This window comes from Streptomyces saintjeani (genome assembly GCF_055409605.1).
Window position 1 is genome coordinate 7,641,399 of record NZ_CP189624.1, and the last position, 21,428, is coordinate 7,662,826.

Below are 21,428 nucleotides of genomic sequence, written 5' to 3' on the forward strand. Positions count from 1 at the left end.
ACGGGGCCGACCGAGGAGGGGGCCGGAGTGATCCAGGGCGGGGAACGGCACGTTGGCACGGCCGGAGGCGAGCGCGGGACGGCCCCGGTGACCCGTGTCGTCCTCGTCGACGACCAGGCCCTCATCCGCGCCGGGTTCCGGGCGTTGCTGGACGCCGAGGGCGGGGTCGAGGTCGTGGGGGAAGCGGCGGACGGGCAGCGGGCGGTGGAGGTGATCCGGGCCGCGCGGCCGGACGTCGCGCTGGTGGACGTACAGATGCCCGGGATGTCCGGCATCGAGGTGACCCGTACGGTCACCGCCGACCCCGCGCTCGCGGGCGTACGGGTCGTCATCCTCACGAACCACAGCGTCGACGAGTACGTCTTCGAGGCCCTGCGCGCGGGCGCGAGCGGCTTCCTCCTCAAGGACGGCGAACCCGCGGACTTCCTCCGGGCGATCGACGTCATCGCGCGCGGGGACGCCCTCCTGGCCCCCTCCGCGACGCGCACCCTCATCGGCGAGTTCCTCTCCCGTCCCCCCGACCGCACCACCACCCCCGGCCTCGACCACCTCACCCGCCGCGAACGCGAGGTCACCGCCCTCGCCGCCCACGGCCTCACGAACGACGAGATAGCCGCCCACATGGTTATCAGCCCCCTCACGGCGAAGACCCACGTCAGCCGGGCGATGACGAAGCTCGGCGCGCGGGACCGGGCCCAACTGGTCGTGTTCGCCTACGAGTCGGGGTTGGTGCGGGCGCGCCGGGAGGCTGGGTAGCCCGGCCCCGGCGACTGAGTACCCGTACTCAGGCACCCGCGCGCCGCCTTCGGGAAGCTGGAGGCAGGCAGAGGGACGGTCGGAGAAACCCCGTGGAGGCGTGTCATGGTCCGCTCGCAGTTCGTCGGCAAGGCCCGGCAGTGGTTCGTGAACCCGGCCGCGTTGGGGTATCTCGCGCTGGTGGCCGCCGTGTTGGGATGGATCGCGGTGGACGCGCTGTTCGTCACGCACGAGGACGCGAGCATGGCGGGGGTGTGGGCGTTCGTGGTCACTGGGCCGGTGTCGTGGATCTTCTTGATGCTGCCGGAGCCGCTGGTGTCGGCAGGGGTCGTGGTCGGGGCGGTCGTGCAGGCCGGGGCCATCGGGGCGCTCTACCGGGCCGCTACACGCGGGCGCGGGACGGGGGCGGCCCTCACCGGGCGGTAACGGCGGGTGTGCGCCCGCGCGTGCAGGGCAGTCTGATGGTCGTAGCAACGATCTACGGCCGCCGGACGTCCGTGCGGCGCGTGAACCCAGTGAGGTGCGAGAGATGCAGTTCACCACCCGGCCGACGCTCCAGGGCACCTTCGGCATGGTGTCGTCGACGCACTGGCTCGCCTCGCAGTCGGCGATGGCGGTCCTGGAGGACGGCGGCAACGCGTACGACGCGGCGGTGGCCGGCGCGTTCGTGCTGCACGTCGTCGAACCGCACCTCAACGGGCCCGCCGGAGAGGTGCCGATCCTGCTGGCGCCCGCGCGCGGGGAGGTGCGCGTCCTGTGCGGCCAGGGCGTCGCCCCCGAAGGCGCGACGATCGCGCACTACCGGGCGCTCGGCCTGGACCTCGTCCCCGGCACAGGGCCCCTCGCGGCGGCCGTACCGGGCGCGTTCGACGCCTGGCTGCTCCTCCTGCGCGACCACGGCACCAAGCGCCTCACGGACGTCCTGAAGTACGCCATCGGCTACGCGGAGCACGGACACGCGCCCGTGGAGAACGTCGGGACGACCGTGGAGACCGTACGGAGCCTCTTCGAGACCGAGTGGACGTCCTCCGCGCGGGTCTACCTCCCGGACGGCCGCCCGCCCCGCCCCGGCGCCCTCCTGCGCAACCCCGCCCTCGCCGCGACCTGGCGCCGCCTCCTGGACGAGGTGTCCGGTACGGCCGACAGAGCGGCGCAGATCGACGCCGCGCGGGACGTGTGGCGTACCGGGTTCATCGCCGAGGCGCTGGTACGGCAGTCCGCGCGCCCCACCCTCGACGCCACCGGCGAACGCCACACCGGCACCCTCACGGCCGCCGACCTCGCCGGCTGGTCCGCGACCTACGAGGCGCCCGCGACGTACGACTGGAACGGCTGGACCGTCTGCAAGCCGGGCCCCTGGAGCCAGGGCCCCGCCTTCCTCCAGCAGCTCGCGCTGCTCCCGCCGCAGCTGCCGCCCTACGGGAGCGCCGACTACGTCCATCTACTGATCGAGGGCTGCAAGCTCGCGATGGCCGACCGGGAGGCGTGGTACGGCGACGCGCGCGAGGTGCCGCTCGCCGAGCTGCTGTCGGAGCCGTACAACGCCGGACGGCGCGAGCTGATCGACGACAAGGCGTCGTACGAGCTGAGGCCCGGCGCGCCCGGAGGCCGCGAGCCCCGGATCGGCGCGCACGCGCGCGTGGACGTCGATTCCCTGGCGCTCGGCGTGGGAGAGCCCACCGTCGCCACCGACGGCACCACCCGGGGCGACACCTGCCACCTGGACATCGTCGACCGCTGGGGCAACATGGTCGCGGCCACGCCCAGCGGCGGCTGGCTCCAGTCCAACCCGGTCGTGCCGGAACTCGGCTTCCCGCTGGGCACGCGGTTGCAGATGACGCGCCTGGAGGAGGGGCTGGCGGACTCCCTGACGCCGGGACGGCGGCCCCGTACGACCCTGTCGCCGTCCCTCGCGCTGCGCGACGGCGTGCCCGTGCTGGCGTTCGGCACGCCCGGCGGTGACCAGCAGGACCAGTGGCAGGTGCACTTCTTCCTCGCCGTCGCCCTGCGCGCGCCCGCGCGGGGCGGACTCGACCTCCAAGGGGCGATCGACGCGCCGAACTGGCACAACGACTCCTTCCCCAGCTCGTTCTACCCGCGCGGGACGCGCCCCGGCAGTGTCACCGTGGAGGAGCGGACGCCCGCCGGGGTCGTCGAGGAGCTGCGGCGGCGCGGCCACGACGTGACCGTGGGCGGGCCCTGGTCCGAGGGGCGGCTGTGCGCGGTCGCGCGCGACCCGGAGACCGGCGTACTGTCCGCCGCCGCGAACCCGCGCGGGATGCAGGGGTACGCGGTCGGCCGCTGACCGGCGGGAACCGGCTTTTCATCCCGATTCCACCCGGAGGGCACCGGGCGGGCGGGGATTGTCAGTGGGGCGTGCTCTCATGGAGACATGATCGAAGACATGGAAACCATCGAGGAGTTTCTCGCCCGGCGCGCGGCTGACGTGGAGGAGGCGGTCCGCACGGCCGCCGCGACCGAGATCATGCCCCGCTTCCGGCGGCTCGGGGCGGGCGACGTGGACGAGAAGGCGGGCCCGCACGACCTGGTGACCGACGCGGACCGGCTCGCCGAGAAGTACCTCACCGACGTCCTCGGCAAGCTCCTGCCGGGCTCGGCCGTCGTCGGCGAGGAGGCGGTCCACGCGGACCCGTCGGTGTACGAGGCGATACAGGGCGACGCCCCCGTGTGGATCGTCGACCCGGTCGACGGCACCCGCCCGTTCGTGCGCGGCGAGGACGGCTTCTGCACGCTGGTCGCGCTCGTCCGGCGCGGTGTCCTCCTCGCGTCCTGGACGTACGCGCCCGCCCGCGACCAGCTCGCGACGGCCGTGCGCGGTGGCGGCGCGTACCTGGACGGCGAGCGTCTGCACGCGGGCCGTCCGGTCCCCGGCGCCGATCTCCGCGTCGCCTGCTCCCACCCCGACTACACCGACGACGACCAGAAGGCCGTCCTGCGCAACCTCTGGACCGACGGCATCGCCCCGCGCGCGTGCGGTGCCGCCGGCCTGGAGTACCTCGCGGTCGCGCGCGGTGAGTCCGACGCGACCGCCTTCTCCTGGGAGGCCGCCTGGGACCACGCGGCGGGCCTGCTGCTGGTCGAGGAGGCGGGGGGCACGCACCTGACGCTCGCCGGAGAGCCGTTCCGGATCACCGGGGGCAACGCGCTGCCGTTCACGACGGCGCGGGACGCCGAGACCGCGCGGAAGGTCATCGGGACGCTCGCCGGCGGGGAGTGAGCCGACGCCCCGGACCCGTTGTCGGACCCCCGGCATATCCTGGCCCCAGGTGGCCGGACGGCTGACGAAGGGGTCCGAAGTGGCGGCGGTGTTCGATGCGGTGGTGGTGGGGGCGGGGCCGAACGGACTGACCGCCGCCGTGGAGTTGGCGCGCCGGGGGTTCTCCGTGGCGCTGTTCGAGGCGAAGGAGACCGTCGGCGGGGGAGCGCGGACCGAGGAGCTGACGCTGCCGGGGTTCCTGCACGACCCGTGCTCGGCGGCGCACCCCCTCGGGATCAGCTCACCGGCCTTCCGGGCGCTGCCCCTTGAGCGGTACGGCCTGGAGTGGCTGCACTCGGAGCTGCCGATGGCGCACCCCTTCCCGGACGGTACGGCGGCCGTACTGGCGCGTTCCGTCGCCGAGACGGCCGCGTCCTTCGGCCCGCGCGACGCGGGCGCGTACCGCCGCCTGGTCGAGCCGTTCCTGCCGCACTGGGACACCCTCGTACGGGACTTCATGTCGCTGCCCCTGACCGCGCTGCCCCGCGACCCGGTCACCCTGGCCCGCTTCGGCCTCGCGGGCCTGCCCCCGTCGACGTGGCTGACCCGCCGCTTCCGGGACGAGCCCGCGAAGACGGTGTTCGCGGGCCTCGTCGCCCACGTCATGGCGCCCCTCACCGGCTTCGCGACCGGCGCGATCGGCCTCATCTTCGCGCTCGCCGCGCACGCGCGCGGCTGGCCGGTGGCCCGGGGCGGCTCCCAGGCGATCTCCGACGCGCTGGCCGGCTACCTCAAGGACCTCGGCGGCGAGATCCACACGGACTACGAGGTCAAGCGCCTCGACGACCTCCCGCCCGCGCGCGCGTACGTGTTCGACACCTCGCCGACCGCCCTCGCGCGCATCGCGGGCCTCGGCGGCTACTACGACAACTACCGGTACGGCGCGGGCGTGTTCAAGGTCGACTACGCGCTCGACGGCCCGGTCCCGTGGACCGCCGAGGCACCCCGCTCCGCGACGACCGTGCAGATCGGCGCGGACAGCGCGGAGATCGGCGCCGCGCTGAAGGCCGCGTCCCGGGAGAACCGCGCCCCCGACCGCCCGTTCATGATCACCGTCCAGCCGAGCATCGTCGACCCCACGCGCGCGCCCGAGGGCAAGCAGGTCTTCTGGGCGTACGGCCACGTCCCGAGCGGCTGGACCGGCGACCTCACGGAGCCGATCGAGCGTCAACTGGAGCGCTTCGCACCGGGGTTCAGGGACCGGGTCCTCGCGCGCGCCACCTTCGGCCCGCCCCAGCTCGCCGTCCGCAACGCCAACTACGTGGGCGGCGACATCGGCACCGGCGCGTTCGCCGGGCTCCAGGTGATGCTCCGTCCCAAGCTGTCGCTGTCGCCGTACACCACCCGGCACCCGGCGATCTTCATCTGCTCCTCGGCGACCCCGCCAGGGCCCGGGGTGCACGGCATGTCGGGACACAACGCCGCGAAGGCCGTATGGCGAAGGCTGCGCGCGCAAAGGTGAGTTCAGGTGTCCATACCCTCAACTCCCCGGACTTCGCAAAGGCTTTCCCGTGTTGCCTTCACCACTGCTCCATACCCACCTGGATACTTTTGAAAGTGAAAATATTGTGAGTAAGGTGCGTGCATGGATGATCGGAAAGTGGCATTCCGCTCCAAATCCGCCTCCGGCCAGCGCACTTCCGACTACGTACGGCTCGTCAGAGCGCCCGCCGCTCTGAGCGTGCCGGGCGATGTACTCGCCGGCGCGGCGGCGGCCCGTACCCCCTGGCACCCGCGCGTCCTGGGTGCCACCGCCTCCTCCGTCTGCATGTACTGGGCGGGCATGGCGCTCAACGACTACGCGGACGCCACGGTCGACGCCGTCGAGCGCCCCGACCGGCCCATCCCCTCGGGACGCGTGCCCCGCCGCACCGCCCTCGCCGTCGCGACCGGCCTGACCGCCGCGAGCCTCGGCCTCGCCGCGGCGACCGGAGGCCGCCGGGGCCTCCTGGGCGCGCTCCCCCTGACAGCCCTGGTCTGGTCCTACGACCTGGGCCTCAAGTCCACCCCGGCGGGCCCCGCCGTGATGGCCGGCGCCCGCGCCGCCGACGTCCTCACCGGCGCCCTCGCGGTCGCCCCGCCCGGCACCGGCGCGACAGCCCTGCGCCGGGGCACACTCCCCGCCGCCCTCATCGCCGCCCACACGTACACACTCACCGCGCTGAGCCGCCACGAGATCGCGGGCGCCCCGGCCGGCGTCCCGGCCCGGACGTTCGCGGCGTCCACGGCGGCGGCGGTGGCGACGGCGGCGGGGCCGGTGGCGCGGGGGCTGGGCGGGTTCGCCACGGCGGACGCCCCGGCCGGCGGTACCGGGCTGCGGGCGAGCGCGGTCGGGGCGGGCGCCCCGGCTTCCGGTACGGCGGTCGCCGCCCGCGCCGGTGGGCTCCTCGGCAAACGCCCCCAGGACCCCCGTACCGCCGCCACCGCCCTCATCGCCGGTGCCGCCGCGCTCTCCTACCTCGGCTCCTACGGGCTCGCGCAGGTCAAGGCCGTCCGGGCGCCCTCAGGGGAGAACGTGCGCGGTGCGGTCGGGGCCGGGATCACCGCGCTCGTGCCGTTGCAGGCCGCGCTCACCGCGCGCGCCGGTGCCCCGGTCGCGGCGGCGCTGCTCGGCGCCGTACACCCCTTGGCCCGCCGACTGGCCCGGCGCGTCTCCCCCACCTAACTCCCGTGTGAGGAACCAGGCATGGCCTCCCCCCTCAGATTCGGCTACGGCACCAACGGATTCACCCACCACCGGCTCGACCACGTCCTCGGCGTCCTCGCCGACCTCGGCTACGACGGCGTGGCACTCACCCTCGACCACGTCCACCTCGACCCGTACGCCGACGACCTGCCCCGCCAAGTAGCCGACGTACGAAGGAAACTGGACCGGTACGGGCTGAGCGTGACCGTCGAGACGGGCGCGCCCTACCTCCTCGACCCCTACGGCAAGCACCAGCCCACGCTCATGGGCGACGGCGTCGACCAGCGCGTCGAGGTGCTGCGCCGGGCCGTGCGGATCGCGGACGAACTCGGCTCGCCCACCGTCCACTTGTGCAGCGGCCCCGCCCCGGACGGCATCCCCGAGGCCGACGCCTTCAAGCGGCTCGCCGACGGGGTTGGACGGGTGCTGGAGACCGCCGAGTTCTACGGCGTCTCGCTCGCCTTCGAACCCGAGCCGTACATGTTCGTCGACACCGTCGAACGCTGTCTGCGCGTCGCCGAACTCACCGGCGGACACGACCTGTTCGGCATCACCCTCGACATCGGACACGCACACTGCGTCGAGGACGCCCCCCTGCTGGACTGCGTACGGCTGGCAGCTCCCCGGCTGCTGAACGTACAGATCGAGGACATGCGGCGCGGCGTCCACCAGCACCTCGAACTCGGCACCGGCGAGATCGACTTCCCGCCCGTGCTGGCCGCGCTGCGCGACCTCGGGCACACCGGCCTCGTGTCCGTCGAGATCCAGGGCGGCGCGCTCGACGCCCCCGAACTCGCCCGCCGCTCGCTGGAGTTCCTGCGCGCGGCCCAGTAACCGCTCACCCCTGTTTCCCCGTTCTCCGCCACCCCATCAGGAGACCCCGCAGGCATGGCTACCGCCCACCCCATCCCGCAGGCGCCGCCGGACCCCCGGCCCGCCCTCGCCGGTGCACCGCTCCCGGACCGGGCGCGGACCTGGCTGGACACCGCGACCGCCCGCGTCAGCGCCGATCCCGCCGCGATCCGCGCCCTCTTCCCGGCCGTCCGCCGCCAGTGCGGCCAGGCCCGGCTCACCGACCACTGGCACACCGACGACGCGGTCCGCGCGGCCCTCCTCACGGCCCTGCCCCTGCGCGGCGAGGCCCTCGCGAACGCGGTCGCCGACCTCTACCGCCACGGCGACCCGGCCGAACAGCGCGCCGTGCTCAGGGCGTTGCCGCTGCTGGAGGAGGTCAACGCGGAGGGAGGTGAGGGGCGGGAGGACGCGGGCGAGGCGCCGACCGGGAACAGGGACGGCTTCGACGGGACGTCTCCGATCAACGGTGCATCTCCGACCGACGGCCCCGACCGCCCCGGCATTCCCGACGGCGTCAACTCGCCCCACGCCGCCGCCGGTTCGGGCGACCCGGCCCCGCCCGGCGGTGCCGGAGCCCCCACCCGGCACCCCCTCCCCGGCGTACCCGGCGTCCGCCGTACCCTCTTCGCCGCCGCCCCCGACGACCGGCTCGGTGAACTCGCGCTCTCCCTCGTCCGCGAGGCCCTCCGGGGCAACGACAACAGCGTGATCGAGGCGGCGCTCGGGGCGTACGCGGCGGCGCGGCTGCCGGACGCGGAGTACCGGCAGGCCGTGCTGAAGTGCGTCTTCTACGACATCCCGCTCGACCGCCTGTACGGTCTGGACGCCCGCGCGGACCGTGAACTCGCCCGTATGCTCGCCGACTTCGCGCACGAGCGCATCGCGGCGGGCCGCACGGTCCCGGCCGACGTCTGGCCGCTGGTCCGCGCGCACACGGCCCTGGCGAAGTCCCTCGCGGCCCGCGCCCGCGACCTCGCCGAGACCCGCCCGGAGGCGGCGGCCCGCGCGCTGGCCGCACTGGCGGAGACGGACGGGGACGCGGCGACGGTTGTGGAAACGGTTGCTGCAACATCTGCCACCCGAACTCCCGCCCCACCCCCCGGTCCGGCCGCCACCGGCACCTTCCCCAGGAGGCCCTGACCATGCGTATCTTCGACCCGCACATCCACATGACGTCCCGCACGACGGACGACTACGAGGCCATGTACGCCGCAGGCGTCCGCGCCCTCGTGGAGCCCGCGTTCTGGCTCGGCCAGCCCCGCACCTCCCCGCAGAGCTTCTACGACTACTTCGACGCCCTCCTCGGCTGGGAGCCGTACCGCGCCGCCCAGTTCGGCATCCAGCACTTCTGCACGATCGCCCTGAACCCGAAGGAGGCCAACGACCCGCGCTGCCTCCCGGTGCTGGACGAACTCGACCGCTACCTCGCGAAGGACAGGGTCGTCGCGGTCGGCGAGATCGGCTACGACTCGATGACCCCGCAGGAGGACGAGGTGCTCGCCCGCCAGCTCCAACTCGCCCTGGACCACGGCCTCCCGGCGCTCGTGCACACCCCGCACCGGGACAAGGCGGCCGGCACCCGCCGTACGCTCGACGTGGTCAAGGAGTCCGGCATCGACCCCGGACTCGTCGTCCTGGACCACCTGAACGAGCTCACCGTCGGCATGGTCCTGGAGAGCGGCTGCTGGGCCGGCTTCTCGATCTACCCGAAGACGAAGATGAGCGAGGGCCGCATGGTCGAGATCCTCAAGGGCCACGGCAACGATCGCGTCCTGGTCAACTCGGCGGCGGACTGGGGCAGTTCGGACCCGCTGAAGACCCGCAAGACCGCCGACGCGATGTTGGCCGCAGGGTTCGACGACGACACCGTGGACAAGGTGATGTGGCGCAACCCCGTCGCCTTCTACGGCCAGAGCGGTCGGCTGGAACTCGACGAGGTGAAGCCGGACGACACGACCCTGTTCGCGGGCAACTCCATCAAACGCGGGGGTGAGTGAACTCCCGTGCGCCTTCAGCATGCTGACGGTACGACAGTTCATGTGGGCTACTGCAGCAACGTCCACCAGGCGGAGGACCTGGACGGCGTGGTCGCCCAGCTCGCCACGTACGCCGAACCGGTACGCGAACGCCTGGGCGTGGACCGCCTAGGTATAGGCCTGTGGCTGGCGCGGGACGTGGTCGCCGAACTCACCCGCGACGAAGTCCAGTTGAAGCGGCTGAAGAGCGAACTCGCCGGCCGGGGGCTGGAGACGGTCACCCTCAACGCCTTCCCCTACGCCGGTTTCCACAACGAGGTCGTCAAGAAGGACGTCTACCTCCCCGACTGGGCCGACGAGGCGCGCCTCACCCATACCCTGGACTGCGCACGGGTGTTGGCGGCCCTGCTGCCGGACGACGCGAGGCGGGGCAGCGTCTCGACGGTCCCCCTCGCCTGGCGCGAGCCCTGGCCCGCCGACCGCGCCGACACCGCCCGCCGCGCCCTGGACCGGCTGGCCGAGGGGCTCGCCGGCATCGAGGCGGACACGGGCCGCGCGATCCGCGTCGGCTTCGAACCCGAGCCGGGCTGTGTCGTCGAGACGACCGCGCAGGCCGCCGAACGCCTCGGCGGGCTCGACCCCGAGCGCCTCGGGATCTGCCTGGACGCCTGCCACCTCGTCGTGCAGTTCGAGGACCCCGCCGAGGCCGTCGCCCGTCTCGCCGCCGCCGGGCTGCCGGTCGTCAAACTCCAGGCGTCCAGCGCGATCGAGGCCGCCGACCCCGCCGCCCCGGCGGCCCACGCCGCCCTGCGCCGGCTCGCGGAACCCCGGTTCCTGCACCAGACCCGTACCGTCCGCGCGGGCGAGATCCTCGCCGCCGACGACCTGCCCGAGGCCCTCGACGGCGCCCTCCCGACGGACACCGGCGCCTGGCGCGTGCACTTCCACGCACCCCTGCACGCCGACCCCGAGCCGCCGTTGCGCACCACGTCCAGTCAACTGGCCGCCGTGTTCGCCGAGTTGTTCGCGGGACCGGCCGCGCTGTGCGACCACGTCGAGGTCGAGACGTACACCTGGTCCGTCCTGCCCACCCCGCCCACCGACCTCCCCGGCGGGATCGCCGCCGAACTCGCCTGGGCCCACGAGCAGTTGACCGGCCTCGGCCTCAAGGAGACCGTCGTCAAGGGGCGCGGCCTCGAAGGACCCGCTCTCAAGGAACGTGGCCCCGAAAGGCCCGCCCCCAAGGAGCCCGCCCTCAGCAGCCCAGGCCCCAAGGACCCCGACCACCCGCAGGAGCGCCCATGAAGAAGCGCCTCGTCGTCCTCGACATCGTCGGCCTCACCCCCAACCTGCTGCGCCACATGCCCTCGGTCGCCGCCCTCGGCGAGCGCGGTTCCAGGGCCCGCCTCGACACCGTGCTGCCCGCCGTCACCTGCACGGTCCAGTCGACGTTCCTGACGGGCGAACTCCCCTCCGTGCACGGGGCGGTGGCGAACGGCTGGTACTTCCGGGACGTCGGCGACGTCCTGCTGTGGCGCCAGCACAACGCCCTCGTCGCGGGCGAGAAGATCTGGGAGGCGGCCCGCAGGGAGAACCCGGACTACACGGTCGCCAACGTCTGCTGGTGGTACGCGATGGGCGCGGACGTCGACTGGACGGTCACCCCGCGTCCGATCTACTACTCCGACGGCCGCAAGGAGCCCGACTTCTACACCCGGCCGCCCGAACTCCACGACGAACTCACCGAACGCCTCGGCCCCTTCCCCCTGTTCACCTACTGGGGCCCCAACGCGGGCCTGCCCTCCACCCAGTGGATCCTGGCCGCCACCCGGCAGATCTTCGACGACAAACAGCCCGACCTCACCCTCGTCTACATCCCTCACCTCGACTACGAACCCCAGCGCACCGGCCCCGACTCCCCTCAGACGGCCGCCGCCGCCCGCCAACTCGACGCCGCGCTGGGCCCGTTGATCGCCCACTTCGAGAAGGAGGGCGCGACGGTCGTCGCCCTCAGCGAGTACGGCATAGCCCCCGCCTCCCGCCCCGTCGACGTCAACCGCGCCCTGCGCGCCGCCGGACTCCTCGACGTCCACACCCAGGACGGCATGGAGTACCTCGACCCCTGGACCTCCCGCGCCTTCGCCGTCTCCGACCACCAGCTCGCCCACGTCTACGTCCGCGACCCCGCCGACACCGACCGCGTCGCCGCGATCCTCGCCGAACTCGACGGCGTGGACGAGGTGTTGGACGCGGCAGGCAAGAAGGAGCACGGCCTCGACCACGAGCGCTCCGGCGAACTCGTCGCCGTCGCCGAGCCGGACGCCTGGTTCACGTACTACTACTGGCTCGACGACGACCGGGCCCCCGACTTCGCCCGCCAGGTCGAGATCCATCGCAAACCCGGCTACGACCCCGCCGAGTTGCTGTACGACGAGACCGTCCCGGCCCTCAAGGCGCGGGTCATCGGCTCGGTGATCCGCAAGAAACTCGGCTTCCGCTACCGCATCCGTACGGTTCCCCTCGACCCCTCCGGCGTCCGGGGCAGCCACGGCCGCCTCACCGACAACCCCGACCACGGTCCCGTACTCCTGTGCTCCGGACCGGAGTTGACGCGCGAGGCGTACGCGGCGACCGAGATCAAGGACCTGCTGCTCGCCCTGTCGGGAAAGAGCGGGGCGCGTAAAGACGGGTGAGAACGGCGCCGGGTTGGTAGAAAAGCCCCCATGACCACGCTCACCTTCGTCCGGGGCGACATCACCGACCAGTCCGTCGACGCCATCGTCAACGCCGCGAACTCCTCGCTGCTCGGCGGCGGTGGCGTCGACGGCGCCATCCACCGCCGGGGCGGCCCGGCGATCCTGGCGGACTGCCGAAAGCTCCGCGCATCTCACTATGGCAAGGGCCTCGCGACAGGCCAGGCTGTCGCCACAACTGCCGGGAATCTGAACGCCCGTTGGGTGATCCACACCGTCGGCCCGGTCCACAGCGCCACCGAGGACCGCTCCGCCCTCCTCGCCTCCTGCTACCGCGAATCCCTCGGTGTCGCCGATCAACTCGGCGCCCGCACCGTCGCGTTCCCCGCGATCTCCGCCGGGATCTACGGCTGGCCGATGGACGACGCCGCGCGCATCGCGGTGCGGACCGCGCGGGACACCCCCACGCGGGTCGAGGAGGTGCGGTTCGTGCTGTTCGACCAGGACGCGTACGACGAGTTCACGGCGTACGCGGCGATCTGATCGTCGTATCCAGACCTCCCCGGTTCATCCTGTCGGGTGACTTGTGAGGCCGAATCGTTTCTTCTGGATTGCGCAGAAACGTTCTACTGCTAGCTTCGGCGCGTCCTGCTCAAGATCCGCGAGGAAGAGTGCCGGTGCGATCACCCATCTGGACCGAGGAGTTGGGCGTCGAGGAACGGGCGGGGGACGCCGGCGCCCTCACCGCCAGGACCGCCGAGGACATCGCCGTCCGCATCGGTCGCTTCACCCACCCGGCCACCCGTCTGCTGCTGAGCGCCGACGGCCTCACCACGACCCTGCTGCGGGCCTGGACGGGGGCCGAGGTGACGGTGCTGCGGGCTACGCAGTGCTGGGTTCCGTCCACTGAAACCCCTTGGCGTGCGGGGGAGTTGCTCGGCGCCGAGGGCGGCGAGAGGGTCGTACGGCACTCCGTGCTCGGCGGGGCCGACGGGAGCGATCTCTCGCGGAACGTGGTGGTGGCCCGGCCCGAGCTGTGCCCGTCCGCCGAACGCTGCCTCGCCGACACCTCGGCGCCGCTCGGGCCCATGCTGCAAGCGGCGGGAACCGGTTACCGGCGTTCTCTGCTGGACGCGGGGCTGCGGTCCTGGGGGCCGTGCGGGGAGCCTGCCGCGTACAAGGCGTACCTCCTGTGGCATGGGGACCTGCCGTTCGCCGTGATCTCCGAGTCGTTCAATCCGGCGGTCGTCCCGGCGGCCCTGCGATGAGCGCGGGCCGCGTCGCGGTCGTCGGTGCGGGGCCCGCCGGGCTGGTGCTCGCCGCGCTGCTGCACCGGGCCGGGATCGACGTCGAGGTCTGGGAGCGCGGGAGCCGGCGGCACGTCGAACAGCGGGCCCGGGCCGGGCTGTTGGAGCATTGGGTCGTCGACCTCCTCGCCGCGCACGGTCTCGCCGACCGGCTGCTCAAGGAGGGGGAGCGGCACGGGTGGTGCGACTTCCTGTGCCTCGGTGAACGGACCCGCGTCGACTACGGGGAGCTGTCCGGGGGGTATCGACACTGGGTGTATCCCCAGCAGTCGCTGGTCCGCGACCTCGTCGCGACGCTGGAGGAGATGGGCTGCCCGATCCATTTCGACGCGCCCGTGCGGGAGTTGGACGGCACGGCGCTGCGGCTCGAACGAGGCACCGTACGCACCGAGTTCGTGATCGGCTGCGACGGCGCGCACGGCGTCGTCGCCGGGAGTCTCCCCGACTCCCTTGCCCTGCAACGCCGTTACCCCTACGACTGGCTCACCGTCCTCGCCGACATGACCCACCCCGTCGAGGGCGTGCTCTACGCCGTCCACGAGGCCGGGTTCGCGGGGAGGATGCCGCGCGCCGGGAACGTCGCCCGGCTCTATCTCCAGGTCCCCGCCGACGACGACCCCGCCGACTGGCCCGAGGGCCGGGTACGGGAACAGCTCGCGCTCCGGCTCGCCCCCGGCTCCGGCGACCCCGCCCCCGTACGGCTGCGCGAGACCGGCATGCTCCGGATGCGCGGCCGGGTCCGGCGCCGGCTGCGCTCGGGCCCCGTCCTCCTCGCGGGCGACGCCGCGCACCTCCTGACACCGTCCGGCGCCAAGGGGCTCAACCTCGCGGTCGCCGACGCGGCCGACCTCGCGGACGGGCTGATCCGCCGTATCCACCACGGCGACGACACCGCCCTCGCCGGCTACGAGGCCCGTCGGCTGGCCGCGGCCTGGTGGGCCCAGGACTTCTCCGACCGCCTCCTCGACCTGCTGCACCTCCCGACGGGCTCCCCGGCCGACCGACGTTTCGCACTGGAGCTGCGCCGCGAACGCATCCGCGCGCTGACCAGGCCGGGGCCGTATGCGACGGCGTTCGGCCGAGACTATGCGGGGGCGGCGAGTGTTTCGGAGCGGTGAGCGGTTGCTGGGGGAGGGGGCGGTGGGGGCGCGGGTGGACTGGTCAAGGCGGGGGACGGGTGGTTCGGTGCGGGTGACGGGGTGACGGGGTGACGGGGTGACGGGGTGACGGGGTGACGGGGTGACGGGGTGACGGGGTGACGGGGTGACGGGGTGACGGGTGGTTCCGTGCGGGTGGCGAGGTGGCGAGGTGGCGAGGTGGCGAGGTGGCGAGGTGGCGAGGTGGCGAGGTGGCGAGGTGGCGAGGTGGCGAGGTGGCGGAGTGGCGGAGTGGTCGGTGGCGCGCCCGCCTCGGCGTACCTGCCCGGCAGCGTCTCGACGGTCCCCCTCGCCTGGCGCGAGCCCTGGCCCGCCGACCGCGCCGACACCGCCAGCCTCGGCGTACCTGCCCAGGCGGCGGATCGGTCGGCGGCACGCCCGCCCTGGCATCGGGGTGCCCATCTCGGTGCATCTGCCCAGGCGGCGGCGCCCCCGCCCTGGTGCCGGCGGACCTGTCCTGAGCCGGCACACTCGCCCCGGCCTCGGCACACTCGCCGGCACGGCTCTGGCGTACCCGCACCTGCTTCGGCGCACCTGCTTCGGCGCACCTGCTTCGGCGCACCTGCTTCGGCGCACCTGCTTCGGCGCACCTGCTTCGGCGCACCTGCCGCAGAGCCGGAGCCGCCGCCTCCGCACTGCCCCGCGCACCCGTCTCACCCACCCCGCCCCCACCACACCCGCGCCGCCCCTCCGCCGTACCTGACGGACTCCCGCACTGTGTCCGGAGTCACATTCGTGCCCTTTGTGGTGGTCGTCCCGCGCCCCCTCGCCCGGCCCGGTGCCGCCGCAGGAGCCGTCTGCCGCTGCGGTGATGGCTGTTTTCGGGCGGGGGCCTGGGCGTACGGCCGTCGGGGCGGGGGGCTCCGGGGCGCTCCGGACACCCCCGGGCGGCCCGCGGAAAGCGGTGATACTCGGTTTCGGTGGCGCGCTCACATTCCGTCCGGCGCCCCTGTGCGGCGGGGTTAACCCCCGGTGACCGGCGCGGGAGACACCGGCGTAATCAGCACTTCGTACCGTCACTGAGGCTCTCACCAGGCCGATCGTCAGACAGAAGGGGGCGCCCGTGGCAGCCGTGCCGGACCCGCGGACCGACAGCGCGACGAAGGTGCGCACGGTCTGCTCGTACTGCGGTGTCGGCTGCGGCATGGTCCTCGACATCGGGATGGGACCCGACGGACGCCGTACGGTCCTGAAGGCGACCGGCGACAAGGAGCACCCCGCGAACCACGGCCGGCTCTGTACGAAAGGTGCGACGACGGCCGACATGCTCTCCGCGCCGGGCCGCCTCACGACCGCCCTCGTCCGCTCGGACCGGGGCGAGGAACCGCGCCCCACGCCTGTTGTGGAAGCGGTTACTGAAACGGCGCGCAGACTGCGGACGATCCTCGACGAGCACGGCCCCGACTCCATCGCCCTGTACGTCTCCGGACAGCTGAGCCTGGAGGCCCAGTACCTCGCGAACAAGCTGGTCAAGGGCTACCTGCGGTCCAACCAGATCGAGTCGAACTCCCGCCTGTGCATGGCGAGCGCGGGCACCGGCTACAAGCTGTCGCTCGGCGCCGACGGCCCGCCCGGCTCGTACGACGACTTCGACAAGGCGGACGTCTTCCTGGTCATCGGCTCCAACATGGCCGACTGCCACCCCATCCTGTTCCTGCGGATGATGGACCGGATCAAGTCGTCCGGCGCGAAACTGATCGTCGTCGACCCGCGCCGCACGGCCACCGCCGAGAAGGCAGACCTGTTCCTCCAGGTCGCCCCGGGCACGGACCTCGCGCTCCTCAACGGCCTGCTGCACCTTCTGGTAGAAGGCGGTTGCACAAACCCCGACTTCATCGCCGCCAACACCGAGGGCTGGGAGGCGATGCCGGAGTTCCTCGCCGACTACCCGCCGCAGACGGTTGCCGAGATCACCGGCATCCCCGAGGCCGACCTCCGCGAGGCCGCGCGGCTGATCGGCGAGGCGGGGGAGTGGACGAGCTGCTGGACGATGGGCCTCAACCAGTCCACGCACGGCACCTGGAACACCAACGCGCTCGTCAACCTGCACCTCGCGACCGGCGCCATCTGCCGCCCCGGCAGCGGCCCGTTCTCCCTCACCGGCCAGCCCAACGCGATGGGCGGACGCGAAATGGGCTACATGGGACCGGGGTTGCCCGGCCAGCGGTCCGTACTCGCCGACGCCGACCGGGAGTTCACCGAGCGCCTGTGGGGCCTGGAACCCGGCACGATCCGCGCCGACGGCGTCGGCAGGGGAACCGTCGAGATGTTCCGCAAGATGGCCGACGGCGAGATCAAGGCGTGCTGGATCATCTGCACCAACCCCGTCGCCTCCGTCGGCAACCGCAGGACCGTCATCGAGGGCCTGGAGGCGGCCGAACTCGTCGTCGTCCAGGACGTGTTCGCGGAGACCGAGACCGCCGCGTACGCCGACGTGATCCTGCCCGGCGCGCTGTGGACCGAGACCGAGGGCGTCCTCATCAACAGCGAGCGCACCCTCACGCTGGCCCGCCCCGCCGTGGACGCGCCCGGCGAGGCCGTCGCCGACTGGCGGCTCATCGCCGACATCGCCTGCGCGATGGGGTACGAGAGCGGGTTCGGCTACGCGAGCGCGGAGGAGATCTTCGAGGAGATCAAGGGCGCGTACAACCCGGCCACCGGCTACGACCTGCGCGGGGTGACGTACGAGCGGCTGCGCGAGACGCCGGTCCAGTGGCCGGCCGCCCCCGCCGGACCCGACCGCAACCCGGTCCGGTACGTCCGTCCCGACGGCTCCCTGTCCTTCGCGACTCCCTCCGGGCGCGCGGTCTTTCACGCCCGCCCGCACATGGCGCCCGCCGAGATGCCTGACGACGACTACCCGTTCGTCCTCAACACCGGGCGTTTGCAGCACCAGTGGCACACGCTCACCAAGACGGGGCGCGTCGCGAAGCTCAACAAGCTGAACCCCGGGCCGTTCGTGGAGATCCACCCCGAGGACGCGGAGCAACTCGGGCTGGCCGAGGGGGACTCGGTGGAGGTCGCGTCCCGGCGCGGGCGCGCGGTGCTCCCCGCTGTCGTCACCGACCGCGTGCGGAAGGGGAGTTGCTTCGCGCCGTTCCACTGGAACGACCTCTTCGGGGAGTACCTGAGCGTCAACGCGGTCAGCAGCGACGCCGTGGACCCGCTGTCGTTCCAGCCCGAACTCAAGGTGTGCGCGGTGTCGTTGACGAAGACGGCCACGGCGGTGAGCGTGCGGACGCCGGTCGGGACGTCGGCCTCGGACCGCGCACCGGCACTCGCGCTTACGCCGGGGGAGCCACAGCCCCCAGCCCTCACCCCGTCCGCCGTCCTCACCTCCCCCACCGCCCCGCCCACCGCCTCCGCCTCCCTCTTCGGCCTGGAGCCCACTCCGCCCCCCGTCCTCAGCGAGCGCGAACGGCAGTACCTGCTCGGCTTCCTGGCCGCGATCCCGGCGGGCGGCCCCGGCGTCCCGGTCCTCCCGCCGGACGCGCCCTTCAGCCCTGAGCACGCCCTGTGGGTCAACGGCACGCTCGCGGGCCTGTATTCACGCACGTCGGCCCCGACTCCTGTACCCGTACGGCAGGTTGTCATCCTGTGGGCCTCGCAGACCGGCAACGCCGAGGAGTTCGCCGCCGCCACCGCCGCCCGCCTCACCCAGGGCGGACACGCCGCCTCCCTCGTCGAGATGGACCAGGCCGACCCGGCCACGCTGCCCTCCGACGCCGATCTCCTCCTGATCACCAGCACGTTCGGCGACGGCGACGCCCCCGACAACGGCACCGGCTTCTGGGCAGGACTCACCGCCCCCGACGCCGGACGGCTGGAGGGACGCCGGTACGCGGTCCTCGCCTTCGGCGACTCGTCGTACGACGACTTCTGCGGCCACGGACGCCGACTCGACGACCGTATGGACGAGTTGGGCGCCGTGCGCCTGGCTCCGCGCATCGACTGCGAACCGGACTACGAGACGCAGGCGTCGGAGTGGCTGGACCAGGTGCTGGGGGCGCTCACCGGAGCCCCCGCGACTCCCGAGCCGCCCAAGGCCGTTGCCCGCCCCCGCCCGAGCCGTCCCGCCTCCGCGACCGGCCGCCTCGTCGGCAACGTCCTGCTGAGCGGGGCCGGTTCGGGCAAGGAGGTCCGCCGCTTCACGTTCGACACGCGCGACAGCGAGGTCCCGCTCGTGTACGAGGCCGGCGACGCGCTCGGCGTCCGGCCCCTCAACTCCCCGGCCCTGGTGAAGGAGTGGCTGACCGTCATCGGCGCTGACCCGGACACCCCGGTCGGCGTCGAGGGCGACCAGGTCCCGTTCGACGAGGCCCTGTCCCGGTACCTCGACATCACCCGCATCACGCCCTCCCTGCTCCGCTTCGCCGCCGAACGCACCCGCGACCCACGGGAGTTGCGCAAGCTGCTGCGCCCCGACAACAAGGACGAGCTCGCGAAGTGGTCCTGGGGGCGCCAAGCCGTCGACGTGGCCGCCGAGTTCGGGATCGAGGCGGACGCGCAGGAGTGGGCCGACGTCATGGGGCGGCTCCGCCCCCGCCTGTACTCCATATCGTCCAGCCCCCTCACCGACCCCCACCTCGTCTCCCTCACCGTCTCCGTCGTCCGCTACGAGAACCGCGAGGGCCGGACCCGGCAGGGCGTCTGCTCCCCGTTCCTCGCCGACGCCGAACCCGGCACCGAGGTCCCGCTCCACGTCCAGCGCTCCCCGCACTTCCGGCCGCCCGCCGAGTCCGGTGTCCCCGCGATCATGATCGGCCCCGGCACCGGCGTCGCCCCTTTCCTCGGCTTCCTCCACGAACGCCGCGCACGCGGCCACCGCGCCCCCAACTGGCTCTTCTTCGGCGAACAGCGCCGCTCCACCGACTTCTACTACGAGGACGAACTCTCCACCCTCCTCTCGGACGGCACCCTCACCCGCCTCGACACCGCCTTCTCCCGCGACCAGCGCGCCAAGGTCTACGTCCAGGACCGGATGCGCGAACACGGTTCCCAACTCTGGTCCTGGCTCCGCGAAGGCGCCCGCTTCTACGTCTGCGGCGACGCCTCCCGCATGGCCAAGGACGTCGACCGGGCGTTGCGCGACATCGCGATGCTCCACGGCGGCATGACGGATGCGGAGTCCGCGACGTACGTGAAGCAACTCGCGGCGGAGAAGCGGTACATGAGGGACGTGTACTGAGTCGGGGCGGGGGCGGTAGCGCGTTCGCCCCACCCCCTCCGGGCACCCCTTTGCCGAACCCCCGACACCCCCCCCGCGTACAGAAACCGCTTCCACAAGATCAAGGACCCGTCAGGACCCCCGTAACCCCCCATTCCCGCACGTAGCGTCACTCTCGCAGGGCCCCACCCGGGCCCCTTCGAGAAAGCCCCCGCCATGACCATCCCCACGCTGGACGACGCCCGCACGAAGGACATCATGCGTTTCCGCCTCGCGTCCGGCCCCGACCTCACCACCCGCAACGACCCCTACCTCACCTGGCAGCGGGAACGCGAACAGGCCGACCTGTGGCCGTACTTCCGCCGCTACGACACCGCGCTCACCCCCCGCGCGACAGCGGTCTCGGACACCGGCATCACGACCACCGGCCCCAACTTCGGCGGCCAGGACTACCTTTCCCTGACCGGCCACCCGGAGATCCTGGAAGCCGCACACAGCGCACTGCGCGACTACGGCCCCCTGACGGCGGGTTCACCGGCGCTGGGCGGCGCCAACCCGCTCAGCAAGGAGCTGGAGTCCGGTCTGGCGGCAGCGCTCCGCACGGACCACGTCATGCTCTTCCCCACCGGCTGGGCGTCAGGCTTCGGCACGATCCGGGCCCTGATGCACAAGAACGACCACATCCTCCTGGACAAGCTCTCCCACGACTCCCTGCGGCAGGGCGCGGCGGCGAGCGGCGCGACGGTCGAGTTCTTCCGGCACCTCGACAACACGGCGGTCCGGCGCCACCTGAGCAAGATCCGCGCCACGGACACCGCGAACGCGATCCTGGTGGTCACCGAGGGGGTCTTCTCGATGGACTCGGACACCCCGGACCTCAAGGAACTCCTCGATATCTGCCGCGAGTTCGGCGCACAACTCCTCGTGGACGTCGCCCACGACTTCGGCGCGATGGGACCGACAGGGGGCGGCCAGCCGGAGGTTCACGGCATCCTCGGCGAAGTCGACTTCGTGGTGGGCGCGTTCTCGAAGACGTTCGCGACGACGGGCGGCTTCCTGGCGACCAGGTCCGCCTCGGCCCGCGAGTACGTCCGCATGTTCGGCGGCCCCCAGACCTTCTCCAGCGCCATCACCCCCGTACAGACGGCGGTGGCCCTCGCGGCGCTGAGGGTCGTGACGTCCCCGCAGGGCGCGCGGCGCAGGGCGGCGGTACGGGCCAACTCCATACGTCTGCGGGAGGGGTTGACGGCGAAGGGGCTGGAGGTGATGGGCGACGTGGTCTGTCCCGTCGTACCCGTCCTGATCGGCGACACCCCCACCGGCCGTACCGCGTCCGGGCTGATCGCACGGGCGGGGCTGATCGCGCATCTCGTGGAGCAGCCCGCCGTCGCGTCGGACGCCGCGAGGTTCCGGCTCCAGGTGATGGCGGAGCACACGGAGCGGGACGTCGACGAGGCGGTCGGCATCCTCGACGCGTGCATAGGCGAGGCCCGAACCACCGTGGACACGCTGCGAAAGTGATGTTCCGGTCAATCAGAATTGCACAAAGCCTTA

The 21,428-nt window shown here is 72.7% G+C and carries 16 protein-coding genes; all 16 read left to right on the forward strand.

Annotated elements, in window-relative coordinates; genetic code table 11:
* The first annotated feature begins 87 nt into the window (after positions 1-87).
* The 16 genes from ACQCO7_RS34605 (at position 88) to ACQCO7_RS34680 (ending at position 21,395) form a co-directional block, all read left to right on the forward strand.
* On the forward strand, positions 88-756 hold the full coding sequence (locus ACQCO7_RS34605; protein WP_464075499.1) for a response regulator: 669 nt from the start codon (positions 88-90) through the stop codon (positions 754-756).
* A gap of 105 nt (positions 757-861) precedes the next feature.
* The gene (locus ACQCO7_RS34610) at positions 862-1,182 is read left to right on the forward strand and encodes an SCO4225 family membrane protein (RefSeq protein WP_464075500.1); all 321 of its coding nucleotides are present in this window, start codon (positions 862-864) and stop codon (positions 1,180-1,182) included.
* Positions 1,183-1,285: 103 nt separating this feature from the next.
* Positions 1,286-3,061 (forward strand): gamma-glutamyltransferase family protein, encoded by a 1,776-nt coding sequence (locus tag ACQCO7_RS34615; RefSeq protein WP_464075501.1) that lies wholly within the window; start codon positions 1,286-1,288, stop codon positions 3,059-3,061.
* 87 nt (positions 3,062-3,148) lie between these two features.
* Positions 3,149-3,994: an inositol monophosphatase family protein gene (locus ACQCO7_RS34620; RefSeq protein WP_464075502.1), complete on the forward strand. Its 846-nt coding sequence runs from the start codon at positions 3,149-3,151 to the stop codon at positions 3,992-3,994.
* An 88-nt stretch (positions 3,995-4,082) separates the two neighbouring features.
* On the forward strand, positions 4,083-5,495 hold the full coding sequence (locus tag ACQCO7_RS34625) for a phytoene desaturase family protein (RefSeq protein WP_464077355.1): 1,413 nt from the start codon (positions 4,083-4,085) through the stop codon (positions 5,493-5,495).
* 123 nt (positions 5,496-5,618) lie between these two features.
* A complete protein-coding gene (locus tag ACQCO7_RS34630) occupies positions 5,619-6,698 on the forward strand; it encodes an SCO3242 family prenyltransferase (RefSeq protein WP_464075503.1) in 1,080 nt (359 codons plus the stop codon).
* A 21-nt stretch (positions 6,699-6,719) separates the two neighbouring features.
* On the forward strand, positions 6,720-7,553 hold the full coding sequence (locus ACQCO7_RS34635; RefSeq protein ID WP_464075504.1) for a sugar phosphate isomerase/epimerase family protein: 834 nt from the start codon (positions 6,720-6,722) through the stop codon (positions 7,551-7,553).
* 54 nt (positions 7,554-7,607) lie between these two features.
* Positions 7,608-8,714: an EboA domain-containing protein gene (locus tag ACQCO7_RS34640; RefSeq protein WP_464075505.1), complete on the forward strand. Its 1,107-nt coding sequence runs from the start codon at positions 7,608-7,610 to the stop codon at positions 8,712-8,714.
* Between the two features lie 2 nt (positions 8,715-8,716).
* Entirely contained in the window at positions 8,717-9,571 is an 855-nt protein-coding gene (locus ACQCO7_RS34645) for a TatD family hydrolase (RefSeq protein ID WP_464075506.1), read from the forward strand.
* A 6-nt stretch (positions 9,572-9,577) separates the two neighbouring features.
* Entirely contained in the window at positions 9,578-10,855 is a 1,278-nt protein-coding gene (eboE, locus tag ACQCO7_RS34650; protein WP_464075507.1) for a metabolite traffic protein EboE, read from the forward strand.
* Positions 10,852-12,243 carry an alkaline phosphatase family protein gene (locus ACQCO7_RS34655; protein WP_464075508.1) on the forward strand — a complete coding sequence of 464 codons (1,392 nt, stop codon included), beginning with the start codon at positions 10,852-10,854 and terminating at the stop codon, positions 12,241-12,243. Before eboE ends, ACQCO7_RS34655 begins: the two co-directional genes overlap by 4 nt.
* Positions 12,244-12,273: 30 nt before the next feature.
* Positions 12,274-12,786, forward strand: a complete 513-nt coding sequence (locus ACQCO7_RS34660) for an O-acetyl-ADP-ribose deacetylase (protein ID WP_464075509.1) — start codon at positions 12,274-12,276, stop codon at positions 12,784-12,786.
* Positions 12,787-12,920: 134 nt separating this feature from the next.
* Positions 12,921-13,511, forward strand: a complete 591-nt coding sequence (locus ACQCO7_RS34665; RefSeq protein ID WP_464075510.1) for a hypothetical protein — start codon at positions 12,921-12,923, stop codon at positions 13,509-13,511.
* The gene (locus ACQCO7_RS34670) at positions 13,508-14,668 is read left to right on the forward strand and encodes an FAD-dependent monooxygenase (RefSeq protein ID WP_464075511.1); all 1,161 of its coding nucleotides are present in this window, start codon (positions 13,508-13,510) and stop codon (positions 14,666-14,668) included. The genes ACQCO7_RS34665 and ACQCO7_RS34670 overlap by 4 nt, the downstream gene beginning before the upstream one ends.
* A 1,183-nt stretch (positions 14,669-15,851) precedes the next feature.
* Positions 15,852-19,895, forward strand: coding sequence for a molybdopterin-dependent oxidoreductase (locus ACQCO7_RS34675; protein WP_464077356.1), 4,044 nt, complete (start codon positions 15,852-15,854; stop codon positions 19,893-19,895).
* 195 nt (positions 19,896-20,090) lie between these two features.
* Positions 20,091-21,395: an aminotransferase class I/II-fold pyridoxal phosphate-dependent enzyme gene (locus ACQCO7_RS34680; protein WP_464075512.1), complete on the forward strand. Its 1,305-nt coding sequence runs from the start codon at positions 20,091-20,093 to the stop codon at positions 21,393-21,395.
* Positions 21,396-21,428: the final 33 nt, after the last annotated feature.

Excerpts from the sequence above, each read along its gene's own strand:
- ACQCO7_RS34680 (WP_464075512.1), top strand. The coding sequence starts at position 20,091 with ATGACCATCCCCACGCTGGACGACGCCCGCACGAAGGACATCATGCGT.
- ACQCO7_RS34610 (WP_464075500.1), top strand. The coding sequence starts at position 862 with ATGGTCCGCTCGCAGTTCGTCGGCAAGGCCCGGCAGTGGTTCGTGAAC.
- ACQCO7_RS34620 (WP_464075502.1), top strand. The coding sequence starts at position 3,149 with ATGATCGAAGACATGGAAACCATCGAGGAGTTTCTCGCCCGGCGCGCG.
- ACQCO7_RS34630 (WP_464075503.1), top strand. The coding sequence starts at position 5,619 with ATGGATGATCGGAAAGTGGCATTCCGCTCCAAATCCGCCTCCGGCCAG.
- ACQCO7_RS34645 (WP_464075506.1), top strand. The coding sequence starts at position 8,717 with ATGCGTATCTTCGACCCGCACATCCACATGACGTCCCGCACGACGGAC.
- ACQCO7_RS34640 (WP_464075505.1), top strand. The coding sequence starts at position 7,608 with ATGGCTACCGCCCACCCCATCCCGCAGGCGCCGCCGGACCCCCGGCCC.
- ACQCO7_RS34655 (WP_464075508.1), top strand. The coding sequence starts at position 10,852 with ATGAAGAAGCGCCTCGTCGTCCTCGACATCGTCGGCCTCACCCCCAAC.
- ACQCO7_RS34615 (WP_464075501.1), top strand. The coding sequence starts at position 1,286 with ATGCAGTTCACCACCCGGCCGACGCTCCAGGGCACCTTCGGCATGGTG.
- ACQCO7_RS34670 (WP_464075511.1), top strand. The coding sequence starts at position 13,508 with ATGAGCGCGGGCCGCGTCGCGGTCGTCGGTGCGGGGCCCGCCGGGCTG.
- ACQCO7_RS34635 (WP_464075504.1), top strand. The coding sequence starts at position 6,720 with ATGGCCTCCCCCCTCAGATTCGGCTACGGCACCAACGGATTCACCCAC.
- ACQCO7_RS34675 (WP_464077356.1), top strand. The coding sequence starts at position 15,852 with ATGGTCCTCGACATCGGGATGGGACCCGACGGACGCCGTACGGTCCTG.
- ACQCO7_RS34660 (WP_464075509.1), top strand. The coding sequence starts at position 12,274 with ATGACCACGCTCACCTTCGTCCGGGGCGACATCACCGACCAGTCCGTC.